Genomic DNA, 12197 nt, shown 5'->3' with positions numbered 1-12197 from the left:
TTTTTATGTCGGATAGAAAGGAGGTAACCAATGTATCCAGTTTTATATAAATCAGATGAAACTAACTTTATCCATAACGGATTAGGTTTATTAACTGAAACAGTAACAGCTGTATCTACAGAAGAACTGAATGGTATGTTCGAGCTGAATATGCAGTATGACAATGATGGTTTCTTGGCTGATGTAATCGAAGAAGAAATGATTATTAAATCCAAAGCTAACGATAAGCAAGGTGAGCAGCTGTTTAGAATTTATTCCATCACCAAAAATCACGAAAATGACAATCTCATTATTGATGCGCAACATATCACGTATGATTTGGCAAATAATTTTGTGGAGAAATTAGAAGCTCGTAACCTTACCAAGCGTCAAGTTATGGAATTAATTGGAGCAAGCACTGCCTATCCACATCCTTTTAATGTGACAAGTTCTAATTCGACTACCCAATCAAGTACTAGCTTGTATCGTACGAATCCATTACAAATGATAGCTGGTATGGATGGCTCCATTTTGCAGATATGGGGCGGTCAGATAGAGCGTGATAATTTCAATCTTGTTATGCACGATCGTCGTGGAAGTGATGATGGTGTATTAGTCACATATAAGAAAAACTTAACAGGTTTAACTGCAAAGTTTGATATTTCTAATTTGGTAACACGTATTTTTCCTTATATATTAATCGAAGCCACTGATGATGAACCAGAAAAACTAATTACTGTTCCAGGGAAATATATCGACAGTCCTCATATCAATGATTATGAAATGCCTTATATTCTACCAGTTGATTTTTCCAATGAAGCGGGTGTAGAAACTAGCCAAGATTTATTAGCTGCAGCAAGTAAATGGTTTGTCGAAACTGGAAGGGATAAGCCTAAAGTAGAAATGGAAGTCCAATTTGAACACCTTTGGGAAACTGAAGAATATAAAGATGTTGCAGCACTTGAATTAGTTGGTATGGGTGACACCATAACGGTTAAGCATAGTAAGCTGAAAGTGGAAGGTGCTGCTATTGTTAACCGTATTGAATATGACGTTATCGCTGAAAAGAATCTGGCTGTAGATGTTGGTAATGTAAAAGCTAAATTTACGGATAAAGTAAATAAAGCCTCTGATGTTGTTAATAAAATAACTGAAATACAACAGACTGCCAACCAAGCAATTACAGCAGCAAACGGAAAAAACACAAATTATTGGGGCCCGGATGAACCTGTAGGAAACTTTAATGAAGGTGATTTATGGTTTAGGGTTGTTGATGGTGAATACACTCGTACGTATCGATATGATGGTATTCAGTGGCAATTAATAGTTAGTGCTGATGTAAAAGACATTGAAGAGATTGCCAATGATGCACGTAACCAAGCCGACCAAGCTGTTGCAAATGCTAACTTAGCAACGAGCAATGCACTTGAAGCAATAAGTGAAGCGCAGGGAGCGTTTGACGAAGCGCAATCTGCTATTACCAGAGCTGATAGTGCATTTAATAAAGCTGATGCATTAAGTACAAAAGTTGATAATCAGACAGGAGAAATAAGTTCCATTAAGCAAATAGCCCAAGGATTGCAAACAAGAGTGTCTAGTGCGGAAGGAAGTATAAGTACCTTACAACAAACGTCTTCTAGTTATGCAACTCGTATTGAGAATGCGGAAGGAGACATTAGCAGTCTTACTCAAACTACTCAAGGATTACAAACAGCTGTGAGTAATAAAGCTGATAAGTCCACTGTTACTCAACTTGCTGGGGTGGTTGATACTAAAATAACAAAAGGACAAGCTGATGGTTGGTATGCGAGTCAATCGCAATTTACACAGACTGCAGAGAGTTTGCAAAGTACGATAACTTCTGTACGTAATGAGCTTGGTGAATTAGAGTACGAGAATCGTAATTTAATTACTAATAGTAAAGGAGATAATTTAGAAGGATGGACTACGTGGAGTAATACTGCCTTATCAATATTAGATGGAACTATTAGAGTCAGAGCTTCAACCAGTCCTTCTAGTTATGGAGCAGTTACACCTAAATTTGAAGTAGAAGCAGGGAAACAATACACATTGAGTTTAAATATTGCTTCTAATTTTAGAACTAACATTTTAGATTACGTGTATCTTCTATTTGATGCCCATAGTAACCAAAGAGTGAACAGTATAGTAATGACTGCTCAACATGCGGATCTAAGGCGTTACTCTATAACATTTACTGCTAATAGTACAGGCACGGCTTCAATGCTGTTAGGTGCTTATGTTAAAGAAACGGACTATTTATCAGAAGGATTTTTACTAGAAAAAGTGAAATTGGAGAGAGGTACTAAATCCACTCCTTATTCTCCGTCGCCAATTGATACACAATCACAGATTAGTCAACTTTCAAATAATATCAATCTAAGGGTTCTGAAAGATGATGTTATCAATCAGATAAACGTTTCTACGGAGAATATATTAATAAGTGGTAAAAAGCTTATCCTTGATGGAGATACAACCGTAAGAGGTACTTTCAGAGTTGCTAATGCAAATATCACTTCAGTTAATGCTGGCAAGATTACTGCAGGTACATTCGATGCTGGCAGGGTTAGCGTTATTAATTTGAGTGCAAACAGTATTACCGGGGGTATTCTTCAATCGCAAAATAGTAATACGACATTTAATTTAAATAGCGGATCGCTTTATATGCAGAATACAAACTTCACCCTTGGCGGCGGTGCAGATATCTACTTTGAAGATTCCGGTAATAGATTGTATTACTCTCGTTACGATTCAGTTGGTGGTATAACAAGGTCGGCAGGTGTAGGTTTTGGTACCTCGATTAATAATAGATTTCCTTACGCTTTCCTTGGCACAACTAATACTAGTAAACCGCATGCTATGGATAGCGCCAACTTTACGGGGTTTATAACTAACACAAGGCAGCGACAGATAACGGACGGGATTGGTAACTCAGTAGTTGGACATATATTCCATATAAGAGATGAAGCAGTAAACTTCGCTAAAGGGCTAAGATTTGATTTAACAGGAAATAGAATTAACATTCATCCAATGAGTTCTGGAACTTATGATTACGACATTGGGACTTCAAATGGTTCATTTGAAAGGCTGTATCTTGGTGGAACAATCTATTCAAATGGAAGGATAGAAATAAGAAATAAGTTCGATACAAATCAAGGTTGGGCAATAAAAACAGGTTATGATGGTAGTTCACGTATTGAATTTGTTGGTTTAAATGCTGGTGGAAACTGGGCTAATCCGAAATATTATGACTTAGGTTCAACTTCAAATAGATTTAGTAATATTTTTCTGTTTTATCAACCTGATGTATCATCAGATGAACGTTTGAAAGAGAATATACACAATAACACATTGGGTTTAGATTTTATAAATGATATAGTCACAAAGTCGTTTAAATTGATTAATAATAATCCGCGTCTCTCTAAAGAACCTACCCAATATGGTGTTATAGCTCAACAACTAAGAGATACTTTAATTAAATATGGTGTAGATTATGAAGACACTAACATGCTAACTGTTGGAAACGATGGTATGTATGGTGTTCAGTATACTCAGCTTATAGCTCCAACTATCAAATCAGTTCAGGAATTGGATTTAAAGGTTGATACTAAAGTATCTAGATTAAGAAAACAAAATGAAGAACTGATTTTGAAAGTAGCAAAATTAGAAGAAAGAATACATCATTTGGAGGTAGCATGATATGAACTTAGAAATTAGAAATATTGATATTCAAAGGGTAGTTGTCTTTTTAGAACAAATGGAATTTAAAGGGTTAAAGAGTGTTAATCGGTCAAAGGTCACAAATTATTTAGGTGAAAAACTAAATGATGTTGCTGAAGGTGAAAAAACAATTCGCGAAGATTTTAAAGATGATAAAGATAAACTGGAAAAAGAACTGAAAGCATATTTTGATGAAACAGTAGTTGTCGAAGGAAGCAACATGTTGAGGCCGTTAAATGTAGTTAAATCGAAAATTAAAGAGTTAGCAAGTGAAGAGTGTGAGCAGGAGTTCAGTGGTAACGATGCTTACGCTCTTTCTGTTTTATATGATGCATTTGAGTTGGGAGGTGAAGAACAATGAGAATAACAATTACAGGTATCCAATTTAAATATGATAATGGTTTTGACAAAGAGTATACAGGTGTTGAGTTAAACTTCATCACAGCAGGAAAATCTTATTCATTTAATGGACCTATTACAGTATCCAAGGAAGACTATCAAGCATCTTCTGCCAACAATGACGAGTTAAGAGCGTTGATTAAGCAGACTGTTATTGCTGATTTGCAGGCTGAATAAAAGGTTTTAGGTAAAAAGAAGGGTTTCCTCTCCTTTTGTCGAATTGAGTAGGTGGAAGGGAGTTAGGGAAACATGCAAAACTCAGAATTACAAATATTACGTTGGGGCATACCAGGCTGGTTAACAATAATAACATACTTTATCCTAGAGCTTTCGATAAAGGAATATAAAATACCAGACTTATTTTCAGGTCTTGAATTGGACGGTGGGATACTAGCTGGAATAGGTGCTATATTAACAGCGCTAGGAATCCCACTGGGTTATGTAGTTTACCAAATATATTTTTGGGCAAAATGGACTTTTCTAAAGGATGATGAAAAAATACAAAAGCTTATGAAAGTAATTCCTTTATACAATGATCTAAGCAGGGGTTCATCAGAACGATTAGGTAATCATCTTGACAATTGGAAGAGGATGGAAAGAACATTTGATATTTATATGAGTTATTATATAACGGATACAAAATTAGAATACGAAGATATGCGAAGGCAAAATAGTTCGCTAAAATCCAGAATTGATAGAGTACATGGATTAGGGGCAAGTATTGTCGGGATAATAATAGCAACGTTGGTATTCGTATTCTCTGAATTTGGAATTAATGGTGCCGACGTCTTCAGAAGTTGTGCTTTTCTTTTAACATTATTCATATTGATATTTGTGTTGATTGTTTTTGCGAAAAATTATATTCATGCAAATAAAAATTCTTACGAACAGATGAGAAATATTATAATCGATATAGAAGTGGCAAAGAAAAAACCAAAGTAATATAAAACTATTTTTACGTCCAAAAAGCTGGGCGTATTTTTTTTAAAAAAGAGATATGAGTAAGTCCAACTCAAAAATAGGACAAGGAGATGAATTTAAATGATGGGTGGTTTTAACTTGGAACATTTAGAAGCAGCACGTTTTTTCTTATTTGGAGATGTAAAGTTTTTACATTTACTACTGTTGTTAATGCTGTTGGATATTATTACAGGTATTTTTAAAGCAATAAAGAATGAAAATTTGTGGAGCAGGAAATCATTGTTTGGCTATGCACGAAAAATACTTGTGTTAGTGGTAATTATCTTAGCGAATGTTATAGATCAGATTTTAGGTTTACAAGGGGCGGTCACTTATGCGACTGTCCTTTTTTATATTGCCAACGAAGGTTTAAGCATCATTGAAAATCTTGCTCATGTTGGGGTTTTGGTACCAACTAACCTTGCTAAAAAACTAAAGTCAATTGATAACAGCGGTCAAACATTGCCAGAGGAAATTAAAGAAGAGTTCTCTACAAAAGGAGCCGATAAAAAATGAGACTTTTACCAAACGGTATTAAAATCGGTAATGCTACTGTAATTGTAGATATTATTCCAAAGACCAATCCAGAAATTCGACCAGGCGGGCATATGAATCCCTCTCATGTTACAGACCACGATACAGGTAACGCAGGTCGTGGTGCAAACGCTGAAATGCATAACCGTTATATCCACAACATGGCTAGTTACGATCCGAAAGACACTTCTCACGTATCCTGGCACTTGACTGTTGATGAAAAATTTATCTATCAGCATTTACCTTTTGATGAACCTGCATATCACTGTGGTGATGGATTCGGGATTAAATCCGGAAACCGAACATCAATAGGCGTTGAGAAATGTATGAACATCGACGGCGATAGAGCAGCAACAGAAGAAAACGCTATTGCCTTGGAAGTTTATTTATTGAAAAACGTCATCAATAAAACGCCAAGCAATGTTGTTCCGCATCAAATTTGGAGTGGGAAGTATTGTCCAGCTATAATTTTAAGACGTGACGGTTCATTTAATCCATTTAGAAAGAGGATACAAACAGCTTTTGATGGTGCTAAGTTATCTCCAAAACCAGTGGTGTCAAAAATGCATACAGTAAAACGTGGCGACACACTAAGCGCTATTGCAGCTAAGTACAAAACAACAGTATCAAAATTACAAAAGGATAATAACATCAAAAATGCACACTTTATTTATCCTGGTCAAGTGCTTAAGGTCGGCGCATTAAAACCAACAACGCCTAACAAGGTTAAACCTACACCTAAGCCGGTAACCAACAAAGCAAAACTGAAAATTGACGGCTACTGGGGACCAGCAACAACTAGGGCACTGCAAAAAGCTCTAGGAACAACCCAAGATGGAATTATCAGCGGTCAATATAGCAACAATGTTACAAAAGCTATTCCTAGTGTTAAATTTGGTACGAGTGGTAGTAATGTTATTCGTGCTTTGCAGCGTAAAGTAGGTGCTAAAGCAGATGGATATATCGGACCTGCAACAGTAAGAGCATTACAACGTTATTTAGGCACACCGCAGGATGGTGTTATCAGTAAGCCTAGTATGATGGTTAAAGAGTTGCAAAGACGTTTGAATAAAGGCAAATTGTAGTAAATAATAAAGCCCTCACTTAAATGTGGGGGCTGTTTTTATTTTTATTGGCCATAATATTACTGGGTGATAAAAATGAAAGCAAACGATTATGAAACCAAGCGTTTTGATAAAGCCTTAGATGAAATTTTAGATTTATTTAACAATATTGAGGAAGATGAACCTATAATTGATTTTAATAATGTAGTCCTTGAATTGATTGAAAAAGCAAATAAAAAATACGGAAACGAGCAGGTTAGTGAAAAAATCAATTCAGTTGTTGGAGAAATGCTTTCTTGGCTGGATTTGGATAATATTGACCTAGGAGAGCCAGAAAAGGGAGGGGAGGAGTAAATCTAATGTTTACTCCTTTTTTGTAGCTTTAATTCTTCCCACAACTCATTTAACTTCAATGCGTTCTTTAGACTCATGTTTTCAATGTCACTTTCTTTTCTAGTGAAACGAGACAGTGTAGTTTGAGCGATGCCTGTTTTCTTCGATATTTGGTAATTTGTTAAACCTGATTCAAAAAGTAATTTGTAAATGTTATCTTTAATATCTGACACCTTTATGACCTCCATCTAATGATTAAGTTAATTAAAGTTAAAATGAACCAGATGCCAGCTAGTGACATAGTTACTATGTCTAACCAGTCCAAATTATTATAATCTAATGTGGTAAATAACATAATGAACAGTATTAAAAATATAAGGTTTAACCAATCAATATTTTTCATATTTATTGAAGGAACATGGTATAATATTTAGATGAGGGAAGGTTTTATCCTTCCCTGTGACTTACTTGCGACGTTTCTTCTTGGTGGGAGAGCGTCGCTTTTGCTTTTTCTTGCTTTTTTTCTTGTCTTTCAGTTCTGAAAGATTTTTGATTGTGGTTACTATTCCTGCGATAATTGCGACAATCCAAGCAACCAATCTTGCTATTCTTTCTGCTAAATCCAAATCCATGTTCACTTCTTGCCTCCTTTCTATACTTTAATTATACTACCCTTTCCGGTAGTAGTCAAGTGTTTTAGGAAAGTTTTATTATTGGATAAAAAAAGCCTTACATATCAAGGCTTTAAGCATAATGACCACCAATCTTCTTACTACGCTCCAACGTAATACCTGCATCTGTATAACTTGAAGCGCGAAGAATTGCAGTCGAACCGAACTTAGCGCGAATTGAATCCATTACATATCCAATATCATTTTTCTTGGTTCTATCCTCAAATAGATCAAGCTGTATGTCAGCATCTTCTTTATCATATAATTTAGTCAATCCTACATTTACATGCCGTATCATACTTTTTCCATCATAAAATTCGTTAAATAGCTTCATACATATTTCATACATATCCATTGTAACATTAGTGGGAATATCAACCGACCGAGAACGAGAAAATCCTCCAGCAGTATCTCTTGAGTAAGAAATGCCAAGCTGTATTGTTCTACCTGCCTTTCCAGCAGTGCGTGCTCTACGACATGCTTCTTCACATAAATCAAGAATACAATAAGCAATTTCTTCTTTATTATAGTCCCGTAGCAAGGCTATTCCATGCCCAAATCCTTTTTGCTCTTGTTTTGTGAAGTCGCCAAAAACAGGACTTAAATCAATTCCCCACGCATGCCAATAGAGTTGTTCCCCCATTACACCAAAACGCTTTTGTAAATGCTCTAGTTTATAATTGGCGATTTGCCCAAGCGTGACAATCCCCATTCGATGTAAGTTTTTCATCATTCGATTTCCGATACCCCAAACATTCTGTACAGGAGTTGGCCATAACTTTTCTGGTACATCCTCATATCTACATTCTGCAATTCCTGTCTTTTTAGCATGTAGATCCATTACTACTTTTGCTAAAAATTTATTATCCCCTATACCAATAGAGGATGTGATGCCAAATCTGTCCAATATATCTTTTTGTATTTTTTGCGCAATCTCTCGACGGTCGCCAAAAAGCTTCTGCAGACCATTTACTGTAACCCACACTTCATCAATCGAATATTGATGAATAGCTTCAGGTGGTGCGTAATCGTGTAATAGCTTCGTTATTTCAATGGATACTCTTAAATAATCGACCATGTGAGCAGGTACAACGATAATGTTCGGATCGTTAGGTAATTCGAAATAACGACTTACATTACTCACCCCGTATCTTTTCTTGAGCGTAGGAGAAGCTGCAAGAACAATACTCCCCGGACGATTCGGATCACCAACTACAGCAAGCATGACTTTCATCGGGTCCTCACCTAACTTCATCGCTTCAACGCTTGCATAAAAGGACCTCATATCAATACAAAGTACATCATTACGTGGGTAATGAGAATAATCCACTTTGATTCACCTCACAACAGAGAACGTTTGTTCCTATTATATGCGAGCAAATGTGAATTATCAATGCCAATAAATAACAATAGCCCTCAATCTGAGGGCTCGTCTAATACTTTTATAACTTCATTTATCCTGGTTATAGTCCTTTTTAAAGCGTCTTGATAATATTTATCCGGCTTCCCTTCGCTTTCAACTAACTTCTGCAGCAGTTTTTGTTCTTCTTTGTATAGACTTTCAATCAGTTTTATCAGTCCTTTCGTAAAGATCATCGACTTTGCAGTTAAGTATTTCGGATAACTTAACAGCTTGATCTAACTTAATCATATTCCTGTTTTTCATCCAATTAGTAAGAGTGTCTTGCGTAACTCCTAATTGTTTAGCAACGTATTTTTTCTGTAATCCACGTTCTTTTATTAATTCTTCAATCAATAACCTCATTTTAATCACCTGTTATATTATTCTACATTTATACTTAATTATCCTTTAATGATATTCTCTCGAAAAAAATCGTAAAAAATTAGGTATATAATCCGAATAACTGGATATACTATTATTACAAGCGACTAAACAATTGAACATAGAAACGCATACAGCACTTACAACATACGGGCACGCCTAACTTCAAAATCGCTCGTTTACTCACTCATTCCATTCGCTCCCTCTCTTTATGATAGGAAAATTTACCCTTGTCCACATGCTCTCAAATACTATTAAACTAACATCGGAATATACAAATGAATATAGATTGCTTGAATATGCAAATGAATAGGGGTATGAATATGGAGATGCTAATAGGGGGAAGTTTGGCCGCATTTGTTATTTACACAGCTGCAAACTGGAAGACGGGTGACAGTAAAAAAATAGCACACACTTTCAAAAACATCGGGTATAAGGTTAAAGACCACACTCCGAAATTATTAAAAATCCACAAGACAGATAAATACACAACTTACACTTATAATGTTCCGTATGGATTAATCGATGATCCAAAGTTAAATGTCCTGGAGAAAGTTTTGAACAAACCAATCAAGATTTCATTTGTTAATCAAAAGCTTCAAATAAAGGTATATGCTGAAAAGCTCCCTGCTCAATTTAACTATGACTGGAAAGCAACTGAAGGGTGGTCAGTACCTATTGGAAAATCACAGGAGCAAACAATCATTCATGACTTCGATAAAATACCACACATGACAATTGCAGGAATGACAAGACAAGGAAAAACAGTGCTGCTTAAACTAATCTTTGCCCATTTGATTAATAACCATCCAGATGATGTTGAATTTTATATCATTGATCTAAAGGGTGGACTTGAATTTAATCAATATCGAAATCTGAAACAAGTGAAATATATTGCATCTGATGTTAATGAAGCTTACGTATGTTTACAATTCATTCAGAAACAAATTAAAGCCGACATGAAGGACTTTAAAGACAAAGGTTACACTAACATACTCCACACAGGAAATCAGCGCAGGCGGATTGTAATTGTTGATGAGGGGGCAGAGCTTGCACCAGCACCCCATCACGATAAATCGGACAGAAAGAAATTGCAGCATTGCCAGCATGTATTATCAGAGGTTTGTCGTGTTGCTGGAGCTTTAGGTTATCGAAATATCTTTTGTACACAGTATCCAACAGGAGGTAATCACAATCCGACATTACCGCGACAAATCAAACAAAATTCAGATGCAAAGATAAGTTTCCGTTTACCCACAGAAATAGCTTCCCGTGTAGCAATCGATGAACAGGGGGCAGAGAACATTTCAAACATAGGTAGGGCGATTTATCGAACGCATGAGAAACATATTTTACAGGTTCCTTATATTAACGACGTGGATATTAAAGATAAATTAAAGGAGTGGGAAGAAATTGATGATTCAACAAATGAAACGACAGCAGAGGGAAGAAACGATATTGTTGAGCTTTGAAAATCTTACGTATGCCACGCGCAAACAGCTCCAGATAATCAATAAATTAGGTGGAGATAGAAATGCCCACCGAATCCTACATGAAATGGAAAAAGACAAAACAATCAGCAGCATACGCACCGAGCAGAAAGTGTACTTCCTTTCTAATAGAGGTAAAGAACGCATCGGATCCACGCAAGGCGAATTAAATAAGAAACTTATCACCCACACTTTAATGAGGAATGATTTATATATCTTGTTGAATCAGCCAACCGATTGGAAGAAAGAGAAACCAATTAAACTGAATGGTGAAGTGTTCTTAATCCCCGATGCTTCTTGTAAAATTAAAGGAGAACATCATTTTATTGAAATAGATAATCAGCAAACTATGGCTACTAATATAGAAAAAATAAAAAAATACAAGGAATTATCCCATGTTATATTTAATCAGTTTAACCACACGCCTACACTAATCTGGTACACATTATCAGATATACGTAAGCAAAAGTTAAAAGAAGTTTGTGAAACTTTAGGGGTTAAATTTCGTATCTATGGTAATATATAGGTAAAAAGAGGGGGATAATTAGTTGAAGAAATCATTTTTGTTATTGATTTTACTAATTTCAGTTGCATTAGTCGGTTGTAGTAATGAAGAAGCGCAAGCAGAGGTAGATGGTGAAGTTGTCAATTTGGAAAAACTTTACAAAATGATTGATGATTCTAAAGAAGAACTTAATGGTCTTAGTGGAGAAATTTCTGCAGCAGAAAGTGATTTGAGAGATATCGAAATGGAATTTAAAAACAGAGAATCTGAATTTAGCAAGCTAAGCGAATTGGCCGAAAATCAAGAATCTGTTAAAGAAGAAGTAAAGGAAGCTGAAGCATCATTAGATAACTTAAATAGTCAAATAGAGGATGCGGAAAGCAAATTAGGAGAGTTAGAAGGTAAAATTGTATCTGTTTCAGATGAGCCGATAAAAATAAATGCTGGGTATTTTTACTTCGGATCCGATGTTGAACCAGGAAGGTATGAGTTGAGACCTCAAGAAGGACAATATGGAAATGTATTTATTAGAAGAGGTGGAAGCAGTTACGTAGCAGAAACATTCGGATCGGCAGATAGAGGAGCGCTTACTGATTTTGTATTCGAAGCGCAAGATGGAGACGAGATAGAAGCTACAATTCCGATTTTGTTATACCCAGTTGACGAGGATTTTTGGAATTAAAAAAGCAGGGGAATTAATCCTCTGCTTTTTTAATCTGCGTCTTCATATCCTGCTATTTG

At 35.7% G+C, this 12197-nt stretch carries 14 protein-coding genes; 10 read left to right on the top strand and 4 right to left on the bottom strand.

Going from position 1 to position 12197, the window contains the following annotated elements:
• Positions 1-30 precede the first annotated feature (30 nt).
• The 7 genes from NST46_RS21635 (at position 31) to NST46_RS21605 (ending at position 7028) form a co-directional block, all read left to right on the top strand.
• On the top strand, positions 31-3696 hold the full coding sequence (locus tag NST46_RS21635) for a phage tail spike protein (RefSeq protein ID WP_341137777.1): 3666 nt from the start codon (positions 31-33) through the stop codon (positions 3694-3696).
• A gap of 1 nt (position 3697) precedes the next feature.
• Positions 3698-4078: a hypothetical protein gene (locus tag NST46_RS21630; RefSeq protein ID WP_341137776.1), complete on the top strand. Its 381-nt coding sequence runs from the start codon at positions 3698-3700 to the stop codon at positions 4076-4078.
• Complete coding sequence (locus tag NST46_RS21625; RefSeq protein ID WP_341137775.1) at positions 4075-4293, top strand: hypothetical protein; 219 nt, start codon at positions 4075-4077, stop codon at positions 4291-4293. The genes NST46_RS21630 and NST46_RS21625 overlap by 4 nt, the downstream gene beginning before the upstream one ends.
• Positions 4294-4365: 72 nt before the next feature.
• Positions 4366-5058 (top strand): hypothetical protein, encoded by a 693-nt coding sequence (locus NST46_RS21620; protein ID WP_341137774.1) that lies wholly within the window; start codon positions 4366-4368, stop codon positions 5056-5058.
• A 102-nt stretch (positions 5059-5160) separates the two neighbouring features.
• Positions 5161-5592 carry a phage holin family protein gene (locus NST46_RS21615; RefSeq protein ID WP_341137816.1) on the top strand — a complete coding sequence of 144 codons (432 nt, stop codon included), beginning with the start codon at positions 5161-5163 and terminating at the stop codon, positions 5590-5592.
• On the top strand, positions 5589-6695 hold the full coding sequence (locus NST46_RS21610) for a LysM peptidoglycan-binding domain-containing protein (RefSeq protein ID WP_341137773.1): 1107 nt from the start codon (positions 5589-5591) through the stop codon (positions 6693-6695). The genes NST46_RS21615 and NST46_RS21610 overlap by 4 nt, the downstream gene beginning before the upstream one ends.
• A 75-nt stretch (positions 6696-6770) precedes the next feature.
• Complete coding sequence (locus NST46_RS21605) at positions 6771-7028, top strand: atypical membrane-integrating protein (Mistic protein) (RefSeq protein WP_341137815.1); 258 nt, start codon at positions 6771-6773, stop codon at positions 7026-7028.
• A gap of 2 nt (positions 7029-7030) precedes the next feature.
• On the opposite strand, the gene NST46_RS21600 is transcribed toward NST46_RS21605, so the two are convergent.
• The 4 genes from NST46_RS21600 to NST46_RS21585 all read right to left on the bottom strand — a co-directional run bounded on the left by NST46_RS21600 (position 7031) and on the right by NST46_RS21585 (position 9443).
• On the bottom strand, positions 7031-7240 hold the full coding sequence (locus NST46_RS21600; RefSeq protein WP_341137772.1) for a hypothetical protein: 210 nt from the start codon (positions 7238-7240) through the stop codon (positions 7031-7033).
• Positions 7241-7471: 231 nt separating this feature from the next.
• On the bottom strand, positions 7472-7639 hold the full coding sequence (locus NST46_RS21595) for a hypothetical protein (protein ID WP_341137771.1): 168 nt from the start codon (positions 7637-7639) through the stop codon (positions 7472-7474).
• A gap of 112 nt (positions 7640-7751) precedes the next feature.
• Positions 7752-9008 carry a DNA polymerase IV gene (locus NST46_RS21590; protein ID WP_341137770.1) on the bottom strand — a complete coding sequence of 419 codons (1257 nt, stop codon included), beginning with the start codon at positions 9006-9008 and terminating at the stop codon, positions 7752-7754.
• A 231-nt stretch (positions 9009-9239) separates the two neighbouring features.
• Positions 9240-9443, bottom strand: a complete 204-nt coding sequence (locus NST46_RS21585) for a helix-turn-helix domain-containing protein (RefSeq protein WP_341137769.1) — start codon at positions 9441-9443, stop codon at positions 9240-9242.
• 341 nt (positions 9444-9784) lie between these two features.
• Here NST46_RS21585 and NST46_RS21580 point away from each other — a divergent pair, with 341 nt between their 5' ends.
• The 3 genes from NST46_RS21580 to NST46_RS21570 are packed head-to-tail and all read left to right on the top strand — an operon-like array spanning position 9785 to position 12138.
• Positions 9785-10933, top strand: a complete 1149-nt coding sequence (locus NST46_RS21580) for an FtsK/SpoIIIE domain-containing protein (protein WP_341137768.1) — start codon at positions 9785-9787, stop codon at positions 10931-10933.
• On the top strand, positions 10878-11477 hold the full coding sequence (locus tag NST46_RS21575; RefSeq protein ID WP_341137767.1) for a replication-relaxation family protein: 600 nt from the start codon (positions 10878-10880) through the stop codon (positions 11475-11477). Before NST46_RS21580 ends, NST46_RS21575 begins: the two co-directional genes overlap by 56 nt.
• A 22-nt stretch (positions 11478-11499) precedes the next feature.
• Entirely contained in the window at positions 11500-12138 is a 639-nt protein-coding gene (locus NST46_RS21570) for a hypothetical protein (protein WP_341137766.1), read from the top strand.
• Positions 12139-12197 lie beyond the last annotated feature (59 nt).

The sequence above is a fragment of the Oceanobacillus sp. FSL W7-1309 genome, assembly GCF_038002145.1.
In the GTDB taxonomy this organism is placed as follows: domain Bacteria; phylum Bacillota; class Bacilli; order Bacillales; family Amphibacillaceae; genus Oceanobacillus; species Oceanobacillus profundus.
This window is presented reverse-complemented; position numbering and strand designations above follow the sequence as displayed.

Coding starts and splice junctions, on each gene's coding strand:
- NST46_RS21610 (WP_341137773.1), top strand. CDS start 5,589: ATGAGACTTTTACCAAACGGTATTAAAATCGGTAATGCTACTGTAATT.
- NST46_RS21625 (WP_341137775.1), top strand. CDS start 4,075: ATGAGAATAACAATTACAGGTATCCAATTTAAATATGATAATGGTTTT.
- NST46_RS21635 (WP_341137777.1), top strand. CDS start 31: ATGTATCCAGTTTTATATAAATCAGATGAAACTAACTTTATCCATAAC.
- NST46_RS21615 (WP_341137816.1), top strand. CDS start 5,161: ATGGGTGGTTTTAACTTGGAACATTTAGAAGCAGCACGTTTTTTCTTA.
- NST46_RS21595 (WP_341137771.1), bottom strand. CDS start 7,639: ATGGATTTGGATTTAGCAGAAAGAATAGCAAGATTGGTTGCTTGGATT.
- NST46_RS21585 (WP_341137769.1), bottom strand. CDS start 9,443: ATGAGGTTATTGATTGAAGAATTAATAAAAGAACGTGGATTACAGAAA.
- NST46_RS21630 (WP_341137776.1), top strand. CDS start 3,698: ATGAACTTAGAAATTAGAAATATTGATATTCAAAGGGTAGTTGTCTTT.
- NST46_RS21620 (WP_341137774.1), top strand. CDS start 4,366: ATGCAAAACTCAGAATTACAAATATTACGTTGGGGCATACCAGGCTGG.
- NST46_RS21575 (WP_341137767.1), top strand. CDS start 10,878: ATGATTCAACAAATGAAACGACAGCAGAGGGAAGAAACGATATTGTTG.
- NST46_RS21580 (WP_341137768.1), top strand. CDS start 9,785: ATGGAGATGCTAATAGGGGGAAGTTTGGCCGCATTTGTTATTTACACA.
- NST46_RS21605 (WP_341137815.1), top strand. CDS start 6,771: ATGAAAGCAAACGATTATGAAACCAAGCGTTTTGATAAAGCCTTAGAT.